The sequence below is a fragment of the Ramlibacter rhizophilus genome, from assembly GCF_004681965.1.
Classification (GTDB): Bacteria; Pseudomonadota; Gammaproteobacteria; order Burkholderiales; family Burkholderiaceae_C; genus Ramlibacter; species Ramlibacter rhizophilus.
On the sequence record NZ_SMLL01000002.1, the window covers coordinates 280,248 to 293,940 of the forward strand.

Consider the following 13,693-nt stretch of genomic DNA (forward strand, 5'->3'; position numbering starts at 1 on the left):
CCACAATGTTCCGGCCCGCGACCAGGGCCGCGGGATCGGTCAAGGAGGTGCTAGCCGTGCCTGCCGTTCACCTGCTTTGCTTGTGCATGACCGCGCTGTCCTTTGCCGGCGCAGGCGCGGTGCACTCGGCCCCCGCCGAGCCCGAGCCCGGACAGGGCCCGGCTCCGGCCATGCTCAGCATATCCGGCCTCTACACGGACACCGCCCTGCGCACCCTCGCACCGGGCGTTCGCGAGTTCGAGCCCCGCTTCCCGCTCTGGTCCGATGGCGCGGCCAAGCGCCGCTGGGTGCTGCTTCCACCAAACTCGTCCATCGACGCCTCAGACGCCGATCGCTGGGACTTCCCGCCGGGCACCCGCTTCTGGAAGGAATTCGCGGTCGCGGGGCGACCGGTCGAGACACGGATGATCCAGCGCCTGGCCAGCGGTCAATGGCGGTTCGTCACGTATGTCTGGGACGACGCGGGCCGCGATGCCGCGCTCGCGCCCGAATCGGGATTCAAGTCCCTGCCCGTCGCGGGCGCACCGAACGGCAAGTACCGGATACCGAGCCGGCAGGATTGCCTCGCGTGCCACGAGAGCGCGGCCGTGCCGGTGCTCGGCTTCTCCGCGGTGCAGCTTTCCCGCGCGCCGGCTCCGGGCATGCCCGATCTGCGCGCGCTCGTGCGCGAGGGCTGGCTGCGCGGCCTGCCCGCGGGTGTGCAGGCGAGCGACATCGAGGCGCGCACGCCCGTGGAGCACGCCGCGCTCGGCTACCTGCACGGCAACTGCGCGCATTGCCACAACGGCTCGCCGCAGCGCGTGCCCGTACAGCTGGACCTGCAGCAGCGCTTGCACCCCGGCCGCGAGCAGATGGCCTTGCGCACGCTGCTCGGCGAGAGCCGCTTCCGCGAGGCCGGGCGCGACAGCGCAGCCATCGTCGTGCCCGGGCACGCAGCCGACAGCGTGCTCGTCGACCGGATGCGCTCGACCAATCCGATGACCCGCATGCCGCCCCTCGCCACCATCGTTCCTGACGATGCCGCGCTGGCGGTCATGCGCAGCTGGATCGAGCAGGACCTCGTCAACCCCAAGGAGCGACCACGATGAACCACTGCATTCGCCCCCTTGCCGCCGCGATGCTGGCGGCCGCCACCACCTGCGCATGGGCGGAGCTGCCCGGTCCGGCATCCGCCGATCCCACCGTGGCGCGCGGCCGGTACCTCGTCGGGACGTCGGGCTGCATGGACTGCCACACCCCGATGAAGATGGGCGCCAATGGCCCGGAATGGGACATGTCGCGTCTGCTCGCCGGGCATCCGGAGGGACTCGTGATGCCGCCGGTGCCCAAGCTGCCCGAAGGCCCATGGCAGATGATCGCATCGGGGACGAACACCGCCTGGGCGGGGCCGTGGGGCGTGAGCTTCACCGCCAACCTCACGCCCGACATGGAAACCGGCCTGGGCCGCTGGAGCGAGCGTGATTTCATGATGGCCATCCGCACCGGCAAGCACCAGGGGCGCGGGCGCGACATCCTTCCGCCGATGCCGATCCCCGTCTACAAGAACTACACCGACGACGACCTCAAGGCGGTCTTCGCCTTCCTTCGCACCATCCCGCCGGTGCGCAACCGCGTGCCGGAACCGTGGGCGCCGGGCGCGCAAGGGCCGGCCAAACCGACCAAGTGAATGGGGGCGTCCCCCCCCCGGATTGCCGTTGCTCCGAAGGAGACCTGTCATGAAGCTTTACTGCCATCCCGGTTCAACGACTTCCCGCGCGGTCATGCTGTTCGCGGCGGAAGAGGGCATTGCGCTGGACCAGCAGGTCGTCGATCTCTTCACGGGTGAGCAGTACAAGCCCGAATACGAATCCGTCAATCCCAACCACCTGGTGCCGGTGCTGGAGGACGACGGGTTCCGGCTGACGGAGAGCTCGGCCATCCTCAAGTACCTGGCGGAGAAGACCGGCTCGCGCGCCTACCCCGCCGACCTGAAGCAGCGTGCGCGCGTTAACGAAGTCATGGACTGGGTCAACACGCAACTGAGTCGCGACTATTGCTATGGCTTCGTGTACCCGCAGATCTTCGGTTTCCACAAGCGACGCAGCGACGAGGCGCATCAGGCGCAGCTCGAGTGGGGACGCGAGCGCGCGCAGGGCTGGCTGAAGGTCCTCGACAGCCACTTCCTCGGCCAAGGAAACACCTATCTGTGCGGCGACTCGATCACGCTGGCCGACTACTTCGCCGCACCGTTTGTGCATGTGGGCGAACTCACCGGCAGCGACTTCGCGGCTTATCCGGCGCTGGACGCCTGGCTCCGCCGCATGAAGGCTTTGCGCAGCTGGAACCCGACGTTCGAGACCATCGAGGCCTATGGCGCCTCGCTCCGGGGTCAACCGATGGTTGCGGTGTGATGCCATGGCGCAAGCTGCATCACCGCGCCTACCGCTGCCGCACCCACCCTGCTCCAGGAGGGATGCCGCCTACTGAGGCGACTCGGCGAAATGAGGGATGTCGGGGTCGAGGCATACCCAGGGCTGCGCGCGCGAGGTCCAGATGTCCAGCATGGGGGCGAAGCCTGACGCATGACCTTCGAGCGCAGGGAACCTGATCGACGTGTACTGTGGGTTCACCTCGCTTCGAGTGAATAACGGGGTGCCGCATTCGGCGCAGAAGCTGCGGGTCGTCACCCGGCCACTGCTTCCCGAACCGCATAGGTCTTGGGGGCGCCAGAGACCTCGAGATCCGAACTCGCGACCACGATGCCGGATGCGAACGGATCAGCCTGGGCGCCGAAGCGGCCCCAATGCGGGCTTCCCTGAGCCTCAAGTCCTGCGGGAGAACGCCTCCATGCGTGCTTTCAGCGAAACCAGGAACGGGGCCAACGCCGGCGAGGGTTGTGCGCCCTGCTTGGTGATGCAGAAGAATCCCGTCGAGACGCTGGGCGACACGATGGGACAGACGTCCACGCGGTAGCGCCGGCATCCCTGCGTGACGAAGGACGGCAGCACGGCCACGCCACGGCCCGCCTCCGCCATCGCGATCAGCGTGTACAGGTTGGAGAAGGTCGGCGGGTCCGCTGCGGGTGCGCGGCTGCCCAGGTTCTTGTCGACGAGCTGCTGGATGGCGTTGTCGGTGGGAAGCCGGACCATCGGAAGATTCCTCAGCTGCGCCCAGGTCACGGAGTTGCGCTTGGCCACCCCCGCCAGAGCGCCGGCGGCGCTCACGCAGACCAGCGGCAGTTGCATGAGCAGTTCCTTGGCGAGCGTCGAGCTCGACTTGAACAGGATACCCAGGCCCGCATCGACTTCGCCGGACTCGACCATGGCCTGGATCTGCCGCCGGTCCACATCCTTCACGATCACCCGGATATCCGCACGCGTGGTGGTCAGATCCTGGCACACGGCCGGCAGCACGTCCGCCGCCACCAGCGGCGTCGCCGCGACGGTGAGGGTCCGTGCGGCGTGGTCGGACAGCTTGTTCAAACGGTCCAGCACCTCGGCTGCGTCGCGTAGCGTGCGCTCGGCAAAGGGCAGCAACATCCTGCCGGCTTGCGTGAGCCGCACCGCACGCGTCGTGCGCTCGAACAGGCTGCAGCCGATCTGCACCTCGAACTCCCGGATCATGAGGCTAAGGCCGGCTTGGGTGATGTGCACCTGCTCGGCGGCGCGCGTGAAGCTGCCCGACTGCGCGATGGCGACAAAACCCCGGAGTTGACGCAGCGTGACGTTCATAAGCTAATCAAATCACTCGATAGCTTATACAAAGTTCCCCTATGGGCGGGAATGACGTTGAATGGCCTTGTCGGACCCGTGTCTGTCCTGCGAGAACGTTCCATGCCACACCAGACCCATGTCGCCATCATCGGCGCCGGTATCGGCGGCCTCACTGCCGCCCTGGCACTGCTTCGGGCAGGCGTCGACGTCGATGTCTTCGAAAAAGCGTCCAGCTTCGGGGACGTGGGCGCGGGCCTCCAGCTCAGCCCGAACGGGACCCGTTGCCTTTTCCATCTTGGACTGGAGTCCGAGGTCATGCGACTGGCTGCGCAGCCCTCGGGCAAGGAGATCCGGCTGTGGAGCAATGGCCGGCGCTGGACCTTGTTCGATCTGGGAAAAGATGCTGTTCATCGCTATGGCTTCCCCTACCTGATGATGCATCGGGCGGATCTGCATGCGGTGCTGGTCAAGGCCATCGAGGACATCCGGCCGGGCACGATCCACCTGCAGCGCCGGTACCTGGCGCATCACGAGCATGCGCACGGCGTAACGCTGACGCTGGAAGGTGGCGCGGCGATGTCGTTCGACGCGCTGGTCGCAGCCGACGGCGTCCACTCCGCCTGTCGCAGCTCGCTCTTCGGTGGCGGTGCCGTCCCCTGGTTCACCGGCTGCATGGCGTGGCGGGGCCTGGTGCCCCTGGATGCCCTGCCCGCCCGATTCGCGGAGCCTGTCGGAACGAACTGGGTCGGTCCCGGCGCGCATGTGGTCACCTACCCGGTTCGCGCGGGCCGGCTGATCAACTTCGTCGGTGTGGTCGAGCGTGAAGACTGGCGCACGGAGTCATGGACCACGCGTGGCACGACCGAGGAGTGCCTGCAGGACTTCGCCGGCTGGCACGAGGACGTCCAGCAGTTGATCCGCGGCATCGAGCAACCCTACAAATGGGCGCTGCTGGGGCGCGACCCGATGGACCGCTGGTCATTGGGCCGCGTGACGCTGCTCGGTGATGCCTGCCATCCGATGCTGCCCTTCCTGGCGCAGGGCGCCATGATGGCCATCGAAGACGGTGTCGTGCTGGCCCGGTGCCTCGCCGCGTCGCCGCACGAGCCCGCGGCGGCGCTCCTGCGCTATGAGCAACTGCGCTCGGCCCGCACGGCTCGCGCCGTCCGGGGGTCCGCCGAGAACGCCCGGCGCTTTCACGACCACACGCTGGCCCAGGAGCAAGGCGCGGCCGAATACGTTGACCGCGAATGGACCCCCGACAAGGTCCACGCCCGCTACGACTGGCTCTTCTCGTACGACGCGCTGAGTGTTGCGGTCGAGCCCGTGGCGGACGCCGCCCTGGGCTGACAGGGTTCTCATCGACGTTGTCAAGAGGGAATCCTAGAAGTTGATTGAGCAACGTTGCAACATCAACATGATGGCGACTCGAACCGGAGGCTTTCCATCGAACCCGGCTCCAACTCGACAGCAGGCGATCGGGATTCCGTGCATGCATGCGCGACGAGCGCAACGGTTCACCGAGCTGCATGAGCCCAGCAGGACGCATCGATCCGCGGCTGTACCCGATCCAACTCAACTGAAGGAGACAAGCATGATCCAGAGACGCAGCATCCTCAAGTCCGGCGCAGCCCTGGCGCTGGGGGCACCGGTCCTCGGCAGCCTGGCGCAGCAGCCCGTGACGCTGAAGTTCCATACCTTCATGGCGCCGACGTCCAACGTCTGGACGCTGATGCTCAAGCCCTGGATGGAGAAGGTGGAGAAGGACTCCGGCGGACGCATCAAATTCGAGGCCTACCCCGCCATGCAGCTCGGCGGCACGCCGGTCCAGCTCTACGACCAGGCGCGCGACGGCGTGGTGGACGTGGTCTGGACGCTGCCGGGGTACACCGCGGGCCGGTTCGTTCGTTCCGAAGCGTTCGAGCTTCCGTTCATGATGAACGAGGCCGAGGCGACCTCGCGTGCGTTCTGGGAGTACATCCAGCAGAACGCGCCCGACGAGTTCAAGGACACCAAGGTGCTGGCGCTGCACGTTCACGGCCCGGGCGTGTTCCATTCGACCCGCCAGATCAAGTCGCCGAAGGACTTGAACGGAATGAAGGTTCGTGCACCCACCCGCCAGGTTGCCAAGCTGCTCGGTGCGTACGGCGCGATTCCCGTGGGGATGCCGCTTCCGGCCGTTTCGGACGCACTCGCCAAGGGGACCATCGACGGACTGGCCACGCCCTGGGATGTCGTGCCCTCGGTGAAGGTGCACGAGCTCACCAAGTTCTCGACCGAGTTCCCGCGCGACGCACCCGCCATGTACACCGGCACCTTCGTCATGGCGATGAACCCGGCCAAGTACAACGCGCTGCCGCCCGATCTGAAGAAGGTGATCGACGACAACTCGGGCATGCTCACCTCGGGCCTGTTCGGCAAGATCACGCAGGACAGCGACTCGATCGGCAAGAAGGCCGCCGAGAGCCGCGGCAACACGATCTACACGCTGTCCGATGCAGAGGCGAAGGAGTTCATGAAGCTCTCCTCGAAGATCGACCAGGAGTGGGTCGCCGACATGAACAGCCGTGGCCACGACGGCAAGCGCTTGCTCGAATCCGCCAAGTCACTGATTGCCAAGCACGGCAAGAAGGCGTCCTGAACCATCGCAACGCATAGAGGAGACCCATCATGTTCATCATGAATGCCTGGTACATCGCGGCCTGGGCCAGCGAGATCGGCGAGAAGCCGTTCGCGCGGACGATCTGCAACGAGCCGCTCGTTTTCTTCCGTGACAAGGTCTCCGGCAAGATTGCCGCCCTCGAGGACAAGTGCTGCCACCGTGCAGCGCCCTTGTCGCTCGGCGTGGTGGTCGAGGCCGGCCTGCAATGCGGCTACCACGGCGTGGTGCACGACTGCTCCGGGCGCTGCGTGCACATCCCGGGCCAGGACAAGATTCCGGCGCGGGCCAAGGTTCGCGCCTACCCGGCCGTGGAGAAGAACGAATTTATTTGGGTGTGGATGGGAAATCCGGAGCTGGCCGACGAGTCGAAGATCATCGACTACCCGTTCAATGACGACCACGAGAAGTGGCCGCACCACCAGGGCTTCTATCACATCAAGTCCAACTACGTGCTGATGGTGGACAACCTCATGGACCTGACCCACCTGGGGTACGTGCACGGCTCGACCATCGGCGGAAATCCCCAGACGCACGTGGAAGCCTTGATGGACGTCCACAAGACCGAAACCAGCCTCAGCTACGTGCGCTGGATGCTCAACTCCATCCCGCCGCCCACCTATGTCGCGGCCGTGGGATTCAAGGGCCGCGTGGACCGGTGGCAGGAGTTCGAATTCGCCCCCCCGAGCAATGTCCTGCAATGGAGCGGCGCCGTCGACGCCGGGACCGGTGCGCGTGAAAACGGCAACCGGGAAGGCGGGTTCTCGCTTCGCATCTTCCACGGCCTCACGCCGGAGACGGAGAATTCCTGCTTCTACTTCTATGCCCCGGCGAACGGCTATCGCCAGGACGACCCGACCGCGACCGACGACCTGATGAAGCACATCTCGACGGCGTTCATGGAAGACTTGCTGGTCTGCGAAGGGCAGCAGAAGCGGCTGGAGCGATTCGGCGAGTCGGATCTCGTGGACATCGCCTCCGACGCGAGCCGCATTCACCTGCGCCGCATCATCAACCGGATGGAACAGGAAGACGCCCGGCTTCGGCAACCGGCCGCGCCCCGCTCGCGCGTGCCGGAGGTCGTAGCGCAGTAGAAAGGAAAAGGGGTCGGCGACGAGCCGACCCCTTTTCTTCCACGCCCAGCCTCTCAGCCGACCCGTTGAACAGCCGGACGTTGCGCAACCGCCTTCAACCAGCGATCGATGGACGGCGTATCGCCAAGTTTCCCGTCCGAAAGCTGCTTGACGCGGCCGAGCCAACCCGCGGTGGAACAGAACGATGGGATGTCGGCGATGGAGTACTCGCCGCAGATGAATTCGCGCTGTGAAAGGCGCCGCTCCAGCACGTTGAACAGTCGCACGGCCTCGGTGCCGAAGCGCTCGACGGTGCCGGGAATGCGCTGCGCGAGGTCTGCGTAATGATGCAATTGCGGCAGGGTCGCCCCCAGGGCGCCGGTCCCCCAGAACAGCCATGCCAGGGTGTCGGCACGTGCCGCACCCGACGGCGGCAGCAGCCGGCCCGACTTCTCGGCGAGATAGATCAGGATCGCACCGGTCTCGAACACCGCGACTTTTTCTTGCGGGCCCTCGTCGACGATGGCGGGAATCTTGTTGTTCGGCGAAATCTCGAGGTACTTGGGATCGAACTGCTCGCCCTTGGTGATGTCGATGGTTTGCGTCCGGTACGCCTCGCCGGACTCCTCGAGCATGATCTGCGCCTTGCGGCTGTTCGGACCCGGGTAGGTGAAGAAGGTGATCATCCCGGTCCTTCAGGCAGCGACCGTCTTGGAGTCGATCAGCTCGATCTTGTAGCCATCAGGATCCTGGACAAAGGCCAGGTGCAGCGTGTCGTTCTTCATCGGGCCCGGCGCACGGGTGATGTTCGCGCCCTTGCGCTTCAACTCTTCGCACGTGGCGTAGATGTCGTCCACGGCAATGGCCAGGTGCCCGTAGGCGTTGCCGATGTCGTAGGCCTTGTCCTGGTCCCAGTTATGGGTGAGCTCCACGACGGCGTGGTTGATTTCCGGCCCGTAGCCCACGAAGGCGAGCGAGAAGCGCCCTTCGGGGTAGTCCTTGCGCCGAAGCACCTTCATGCCGAGCAGGCGGGTGTAGAAATCGAGCGAAGCATCCAGGTCGCGAACGCGGATCATGGTGTGCATCACACGGTGGTTCGCCTGGTGCGGCGCTGGGGAATCGGTCGTGCCCATCGGGTCTCCTTCCACGGTTTTGGGTTGCAGAATCAACGTTGATGTTGCAACATTCTGCGCGACGCCAACCAAGTTTTCAAATCCTTTTTCGGGAGACTCCGATGAGCCAGGAGACACGATTCACGCTCCACGCCGAACAGGCGCTACTCGATCGCATCGCGCGGCAGGTTGCCGAGTACGAGTGGCCGAAGACACCGGCTGGCGCCGGCTGGGAAATGGGTGTCGATCCGGCCACGCTGAAGTACGTCGCCGAGCGCTGGACCCACGGGTTCGACTGGCGCGTTCAGGAGGCCCGCCTCAACGAACTGTCCCATTTCAAGGCCCGCGTGGGCGCCGTGGACCTGCACTACGTCCGCATCGACGCGACGGGCCCGCGCACCGGTGTTCCGGTCGTGTTGATGCACGGATGGCCGGGCTGCTTCCTCGAGTACATCGAGGTGGGGCGCGAGCTGGCACGCCGCGGATTCGACGCGGTGCTGGTCTCCCTGCCGGGAGTCGGCTTCTCCAGCGCGCCGGACCAGGTCCTGGGCCCGCGTGGCGTCGCCGCACTGGTGCATGAACTCATGACCCGCGTCCTCGGCCACGAGCGCTATGTTGCGCATGGGGCCGACTGGGGCTCGATCATTGCCGGATGGCTGGGCTTCGATCATGGGCAGCACTGCATCGGCACCCACATGACCATGGCCAGCCCGAAGTTCGTGGCCGGTGCCGCATCCACGGAGCAGGAGCAGCAGTGGCTGGCCGGTTTCCGCGAGCGCTTCGAGGATGACGGCGCCTACTTCCGGCTGCAGACCTCCCGGCCGCTGACCGCCGGCTTCGCGCTGTCGAACAACCCGGTCGGCCTGCTCGCGTGGATGCTGGAGAAGTTCGCGGCCTGGGGCGACCCGGCCGAGGGCCAGAAGTCCGCCGTCTACCAGACGCCCGAGCGCGCCGACCGCGTGCTGCGCAACGTGATGCTGTACCTGGTGACGAACAGCGTGGCCACGTCCATGTGGATCTATCGCGGCATCACGACCGAAGGGCCGCCAGGCTACCCCGGCGGCAAGCGCGTCGAGACGCCGACCGCTTTCGCGGCAACGCGTGACCCGATCTTCGTTCCGCCGCCCCGCAGCCTGGTCGACAAGGTCTACCGGGTGGTGCGCTGGACCGAGTTCTCCGCGGGCGGTCATTTCCCCGGCTACGACGTCCCGGATGCGCTGGCCGCAGACATTGCCGAGTTCTCGGCGAACCTGTGATGCCGGCCCCAAGGCCGACCCGTTAAAGTCGGCGCTGGGATACGCAGACGAATTCACCGATGGCAACAGCCGCAACCCGGGTCACCGCCGCCGCGCCGAGCAAGGCCCGGCGCGAGGTTCTCGACCTCTCGCATTACGCGACCTACTTCTTCACGGTACTGGCCAACAAGCTGTCGAGCGGGGCCTCGCGCCTGTACCTCAGGCGATTCGGAATCGGCATCATCGAATGGCGTGTCATGGCCATGCTGGCGATCGAGCCTCGGATTGCACCGGCGCGGATTTCGCAGGTCATCGGGCTGGACAAGGCCTCGATCAGCCGCGAGTCACGCAAGCTCGAGGAAAAGGGCTACCTGATCGTGTCCAGCGATGAAACGTCCTCGCGTCGCAAGACCCTGGAGCTGTCCCCCAAAGGCTACGAGCTGCACGACCAGGTGATCCAGGTTGCCCTGGAGCGGGAGCGACGACTTCTGTCCGACCTGACCAGCGAGGAAGCCGACCTCTTCCTCGATCTGCTGGCCCGCACGACGGCCAAGATTCCGTACGTGAACGAGTTCGACCCCGGCTCCACCGCCGCGACGCGCACGCCGAACAAGCGGCGCGGCGGTGCACCGACCCGCTTGACCAAAGTCCGTTGAGCGCGCTTGCGCGCGGTTTCGAGGAGCCTTTCGAGTGAACACCGCCACGCTGCGCGCAGACTGGCTGCTGGCCTCGGCGCGCGCTGGCTCGATCGAGCCAGGGGTGGAGGTCCGCTACGACGCGTCCGGCGTCCGCGCCATCGAGCGGGATGTGCAAGGGGGCGGCGCCATGCTGCTCATGCCGCCGCTGGCCAACGCGCACGACCACGGCCGCGGCATCCGCTCGCTGGCCTACGGCGCGCTCGACGCGCCCGTGGAGGCGTGGGTTCCCGCGACCTACACCCTGCCCCCGGTGGACCCTTATCTGGTTGCTGCAGCTGCGTTCTGCCGCATGGCGCGCAGCGGCATCGGCCATGTGGTGCACTGTCATCTGTCGCGCGACCCGCGCACGCTGGTGCGCGAGGCCGAGGCGGTGTGCCGCGCCGCCCGCGACGTGGGCATCCGGCTGGCGTTCGTCGTCCCCATGCGCGACCGGCACCGGCTTGGTTACGGGCCCGACGAATCCATCCTGCAGTGGCTGGACGCTTCGGACGCCGACGCCATCCGCACGCGCTGGTTGCGGCCGATCGCCTCCGTCGAGGAGCAGATGGCCGTGGTCGAAGAGATCGCCGAGGCGTACGAGTCGCCCCGCTTCCAGGTGCAGTACGGGCCCGTCGGCGCCGAATGGTGCTCTGATCCGCTGCTGGAGCGGATTGCCACTGCATCGGCCGCCAGCGGCCGCCGCGTGCACACGCACCTGCTGGAGTCACGCTACCAGCGCGCTTGGGCGGATCGCACGTACCCGCAAGGCATCGTGCGCCACCTCGACCAGATCGGACTGCTGTCGCCGCGGCTCACGGTGGCGCATGGCACCTGGCTGCACCCGGACGAATGCGAGCTCCTCGCCAGCCGCGGCGTGCTCGTCTCGATCAACACGAGTTCCAACCTGCGGCTGCGCTCCGGCATCGCGCCCCTGCGGCACATCCGGGAAGCGGGCCTGAAGTTCGCCGTCGGCCTGGACGCGCTCGCGCTGGACGACGACGACGACCTGCTGCGCGAGATGCGGCTGCTGCGGCTTCTGCATGCCGGCACCGGCTTCGACGCCGGCGTGCCGAGCGACGCCGTGCTGGAGGCAGCCTGCTGCCACGGCGCGGCCGCAGCGGGCATCGACGGGGCGGGCGACATTGCGATCGGCGGACCGGCCGACCTGCTGCTGCTCGATCTGAAGCGCGAAGTCGCCGACTTGTGCGAACCCCTGTCGGACGTAGCGACGCTGTTCCATGCGCGCGCAACCGCGGCGAACGTCCGAACGCTCGTGGTGGCTGGCCAGACCGTCGTGCAGGACGGCGCGGTGCTTGGCGTGGACGAAGCGGCGGTCGTGTCGGAATTGCACGAGCAGCTGCGAGCCCATTCAGGCGCGATGGCGCAGTTCCTGCCGCTGCTGCGCCGCTACCAGGAGGCGCTGGCAAGGTTCTACGAACGAAGGGCCGACTGAGCTGGAGACTCGCGGTGCGCCCTGATTTGTCATGTGCCAAGCCCCCCGACGCGTGCGAGTGGACCCGGCTCAGGCGTCCTCAGGCACCCAGCCCGGCAGGTTCACGTAGTAGCGGGTCGAGCGGCCCGCGCCGACTTGCTTGAGCACGCCCAGCTGGTCGAGCTCGATCAGGTCGCGCGAGGCCGTCGGCTTCGACGCTCCCGTGAGCCCCGCATACTTGCGCGTGTTCAGTCCGCCCTCGAAGCCGCCGGGGCCCAGGTCCAGGACGGCGTTCACCGCCTTGCGCTGGCGCGCATTGAGCTGCAGTGCCGCGTGGCTTGCCCAGAACCGCGCCTTCACCAGCGAAACTTCCACGACCTCTGAAGCCGCTTCCCACGCCAGGCGCACCTGCGCGACGAACCAGACCATCCACTCGGTGATGTCCAGGTCGCCATGCTGTGCGGCGGCCAGCTGCTCGTAGTAGGCCTCGCGCTCAGCGAGCAGGCGCTGCGAGATGCGAACCAGGCGCACGGTCTCCCCGGCGTCGCGCGCCAGGCACTGGTCCACGATGTTGCGACCCACGCGGCCATTGCCGTCGTCGAAGGGGTGGATCGTCTCGAACCAGAGGTGCGCGAGTGCCGACTTCACGATGCTGTCCTGGCCGTCCTCGGCGTTGAACCAGGCGAGGAACTTGTCCATGTCGCCAGGCACCTGCTGCGGCGGTGGCGCCTCGTAGTGCACCTTCTCACGGCCGGCGGGGCCGCTCACGACCTGGATCGGGTCGATGCGGAAGGCACCGGTGCGCACCGGACGGATCCCGGAGAAGCCGGTCGGAAACAGGGCTGCCTGCCAGCTGCATGCCCTCTGGGCAGTGAGCGGATCCTTCGCGCGCACCACGGCGTCATCCATGATGTCCAGCAGGCCGTCGACGCTGCGCGGCACGATCGGCCCCTTGTGCTCACCTGTGCCGAGCCGCCGGGCCACGGAGGAGCGCACCGTCAGCAGGTCAAGGCGTTCGCCCTCGATGGCGGCGGTAGCCACGGCGTCCTGCGCCCATGCCTCGGCAGCGAGCGCCTGCCGCTCCTGGAAGCCGAGGACTGCGAGCTTTCCTTCCACCAGGCCCTGCACCCGCCGGGCGAGCGCAAGCTCCTGCGATACCCGAGCGGTGTCGAAGCGGAAAGCGGGCCAACTCGGCTGCTGCCAGACGTAGTGAGGTGATTGCATGCGCTATTCAAATCGTCTCGTGATGTGATTATCACGTTTATCGCATCATTCGGCGACGCGAATCAGCACCCCAATCGAATCACGCGCACGCGCCCCGTGCACCCGGGTTCAGGTCGGCAGGTCCACAATCCCCCCATGCTGCGCATCCGCGAAATCGACCACCTCGTCCTGCGCGTGCGGGACGTGGACGCGATGGTCTCCTTCTATGGCGAGGTCCTCGGCTGCCCCGTGCACCGCATCGACGAGCAGAACCGTCTCGTGCAACTCCGTGCGGGCCGCAGCCTCATCGATCTCGTCCCGGTGGACAGCGAAATTGGCCGCGCGGGAGGTGCACCACCGGGGCCTGAAGGCCGCAACGTGGACCACTTCTGCCTGCGCGTGGACCCGTGGGATGCAGCCGCGCTGCTCGCCCATCTGCGCGCGCACGGCGTGGAGCCCGGCGCCGTGGCGTCCCGCTTCGGCGCCGAGGGGCGCGGGCCCTCCATCTACCTCCAGGACCCGGAAGGCAACACGGTCGAACTGAAGGGGCCGCCCGACGCGGTGGCCGGCTGAGGCCGGTCTTTACCGTGACTCGCCGCGCTCCGCCTGG

At 66.9% G+C, this 13,693-nt stretch carries 15 protein-coding genes; 10 read left to right on the forward strand and 5 right to left on the reverse strand.

Going from position 1 to position 13,693, the window contains the following annotated elements; all coding sequences use genetic code 11:
• The first annotated feature begins 86 nt into the window (after nucleotides 1-86).
• Genes EZ242_RS06020 through EZ242_RS06030 form a run of 3 tightly spaced genes read left to right on the forward strand, consistent with a single transcriptional unit; the run spans nucleotide 87 to nucleotide 2,390 of the window.
• A complete protein-coding gene (locus EZ242_RS06020; RefSeq protein ID WP_167784665.1) occupies nucleotides 87-1,088 on the forward strand; it encodes a c-type cytochrome domain-containing protein in 1,002 nt (333 codons plus the stop codon).
• Entirely contained in the window at nucleotides 1,085-1,666 is a 582-nt protein-coding gene (locus EZ242_RS06025) for a c-type cytochrome (protein ID WP_205960603.1), read from the forward strand. Before EZ242_RS06020 ends, EZ242_RS06025 begins: the two co-directional genes overlap by 4 nt.
• 49 nt (nucleotides 1,667-1,715) lie before the next feature.
• Entirely contained in the window at nucleotides 1,716-2,390 is a 675-nt protein-coding gene (locus EZ242_RS06030; protein ID WP_135284232.1) for a glutathione S-transferase family protein, read from the forward strand.
• 69 nt (nucleotides 2,391-2,459) lie between these two features.
• Here EZ242_RS06030 and EZ242_RS22655 read toward each other — a convergent pair whose 3' ends face one another.
• Together EZ242_RS22655 and EZ242_RS06040 are read right to left on the reverse strand one after the other, a co-directional pair.
• Complete coding sequence (locus EZ242_RS22655) at nucleotides 2,460-2,747, reverse strand: GFA family protein (protein WP_420821237.1); 288 nt, start codon at nucleotides 2,745-2,747, stop codon at nucleotides 2,460-2,462.
• A gap of 54 nt (nucleotides 2,748-2,801) precedes the next feature.
• Nucleotides 2,802-3,710 (reverse strand): LysR family transcriptional regulator, encoded by a 909-nt coding sequence (locus EZ242_RS06040; protein WP_135284233.1) that lies wholly within the window; start codon nucleotides 3,708-3,710, stop codon nucleotides 2,802-2,804.
• Between the two features lie 102 nt (nucleotides 3,711-3,812).
• On the opposite strand from EZ242_RS06040, the gene EZ242_RS06045 reads away from it, so the two are divergent.
• From EZ242_RS06045 to EZ242_RS06055, 3 genes are all read left to right on the forward strand, one after another.
• Nucleotides 3,813-5,042 carry an FAD-dependent monooxygenase gene (locus EZ242_RS06045; RefSeq protein WP_135284234.1) on the forward strand — a complete coding sequence of 410 codons (1,230 nt, stop codon included), beginning with the start codon at nucleotides 3,813-3,815 and terminating at the stop codon, nucleotides 5,040-5,042.
• Between the two features lie 244 nt (nucleotides 5,043-5,286).
• Entirely contained in the window at nucleotides 5,287-6,333 is a 1,047-nt protein-coding gene (locus EZ242_RS06050) for a TRAP transporter substrate-binding protein (protein ID WP_135284235.1), read from the forward strand.
• Between the two features lie 29 nt (nucleotides 6,334-6,362).
• A complete protein-coding gene (locus EZ242_RS06055) occupies nucleotides 6,363-7,445 on the forward strand; it encodes an aromatic ring-hydroxylating dioxygenase subunit alpha (protein ID WP_135284236.1) in 1,083 nt (360 codons plus the stop codon).
• Nucleotides 7,446-7,498: 53 nt separating this feature from the next.
• Here the strand turns inward: EZ242_RS06055 and EZ242_RS06060 are convergent, their stop codons facing one another.
• A complete protein-coding gene (locus tag EZ242_RS06060) occupies nucleotides 7,499-8,110 on the reverse strand; it encodes a glutathione S-transferase family protein (protein WP_135284237.1) in 612 nt (203 codons plus the stop codon).
• A 9-nt stretch (nucleotides 8,111-8,119) separates the two neighbouring features.
• Nucleotides 8,120-8,557, reverse strand: coding sequence for a lactoylglutathione lyase (gloA, locus tag EZ242_RS06065; RefSeq protein WP_135284238.1), 438 nt, complete (start codon nucleotides 8,555-8,557; stop codon nucleotides 8,120-8,122).
• A gap of 101 nt (nucleotides 8,558-8,658) precedes the next feature.
• On the opposite strand from gloA, the gene EZ242_RS06070 reads away from it, so the two are divergent.
• The 3 genes from EZ242_RS06070 to EZ242_RS06080 are packed head-to-tail and all read left to right on the forward strand — an operon-like array spanning nucleotide 8,659 to nucleotide 11,901.
• On the forward strand, nucleotides 8,659-9,792 hold the full coding sequence (locus EZ242_RS06070) for an epoxide hydrolase family protein (RefSeq protein ID WP_167784666.1): 1,134 nt from the start codon (nucleotides 8,659-8,661) through the stop codon (nucleotides 9,790-9,792).
• 59 nt (nucleotides 9,793-9,851) lie between these two features.
• Nucleotides 9,852-10,427 carry a MarR family winged helix-turn-helix transcriptional regulator gene (locus EZ242_RS06075; RefSeq protein ID WP_135284240.1) on the forward strand — a complete coding sequence of 192 codons (576 nt, stop codon included), beginning with the start codon at nucleotides 9,852-9,854 and terminating at the stop codon, nucleotides 10,425-10,427.
• Between the two features lie 34 nt (nucleotides 10,428-10,461).
• Nucleotides 10,462-11,901 (forward strand): amidohydrolase family protein, encoded by a 1,440-nt coding sequence (locus tag EZ242_RS06080; protein WP_135284241.1) that lies wholly within the window; start codon nucleotides 10,462-10,464, stop codon nucleotides 11,899-11,901.
• A 69-nt stretch (nucleotides 11,902-11,970) separates the two neighbouring features.
• Here the strand turns inward: EZ242_RS06080 and EZ242_RS06085 are convergent, their stop codons facing one another.
• On the reverse strand, nucleotides 11,971-13,104 hold the full coding sequence (locus EZ242_RS06085; RefSeq protein ID WP_135284242.1) for a Fic family protein: 1,134 nt from the start codon (nucleotides 13,102-13,104) through the stop codon (nucleotides 11,971-11,973).
• Nucleotides 13,105-13,239: 135 nt separating this feature from the next.
• On the opposite strand from EZ242_RS06085, the gene EZ242_RS06090 reads away from it, so the two are divergent.
• Entirely contained in the window at nucleotides 13,240-13,656 is a 417-nt protein-coding gene (locus tag EZ242_RS06090; protein WP_135284243.1) for a VOC family protein, read from the forward strand.
• Nucleotides 13,657-13,693 lie beyond the last annotated feature (37 nt).

What these genes read in the sequence shown, in the direction of transcription:
- EZ242_RS06020 (WP_167784665.1), top strand. Translation starts at nt 87, where the DNA reads ATGACCGCGCTGTCCTTTGCCGGCGCAGGCGCGGTGCACTCGGCCCCC.
- EZ242_RS06025 (WP_205960603.1), top strand. Translation starts at nt 1,085, where the DNA reads ATGAACCACTGCATTCGCCCCCTTGCCGCCGCGATGCTGGCGGCCGCC.
- EZ242_RS06030 (WP_135284232.1), top strand. Translation starts at nt 1,716, where the DNA reads ATGAAGCTTTACTGCCATCCCGGTTCAACGACTTCCCGCGCGGTCATG.
- EZ242_RS06040 (WP_135284233.1), bottom strand. Translation starts at nt 3,710, where the DNA reads ATGAACGTCACGCTGCGTCAACTCCGGGGTTTTGTCGCCATCGCGCAG.
- EZ242_RS06045 (WP_135284234.1), top strand. Translation starts at nt 3,813, where the DNA reads ATGCCACACCAGACCCATGTCGCCATCATCGGCGCCGGTATCGGCGGC.
- EZ242_RS06050 (WP_135284235.1), top strand. Translation starts at nt 5,287, where the DNA reads ATGATCCAGAGACGCAGCATCCTCAAGTCCGGCGCAGCCCTGGCGCTG.
- EZ242_RS06055 (WP_135284236.1), top strand. Translation starts at nt 6,363, where the DNA reads ATGTTCATCATGAATGCCTGGTACATCGCGGCCTGGGCCAGCGAGATC.
- EZ242_RS06060 (WP_135284237.1), bottom strand. Translation starts at nt 8,110, where the DNA reads ATGATCACCTTCTTCACCTACCCGGGTCCGAACAGCCGCAAGGCGCAG.
- gloA (WP_135284238.1), bottom strand. Translation starts at nt 8,557, where the DNA reads ATGGGCACGACCGATTCCCCAGCGCCGCACCAGGCGAACCACCGTGTG.
- EZ242_RS06070 (WP_167784666.1), top strand. Translation starts at nt 8,659, where the DNA reads ATGAGCCAGGAGACACGATTCACGCTCCACGCCGAACAGGCGCTACTC.
- EZ242_RS06075 (WP_135284240.1), top strand. Translation starts at nt 9,852, where the DNA reads ATGGCAACAGCCGCAACCCGGGTCACCGCCGCCGCGCCGAGCAAGGCC.
- EZ242_RS06085 (WP_135284242.1), bottom strand. Translation starts at nt 13,104, where the DNA reads ATGCAATCACCTCACTACGTCTGGCAGCAGCCGAGTTGGCCCGCTTTC.
- EZ242_RS06090 (WP_135284243.1), top strand. Translation starts at nt 13,240, where the DNA reads ATGCTGCGCATCCGCGAAATCGACCACCTCGTCCTGCGCGTGCGGGAC.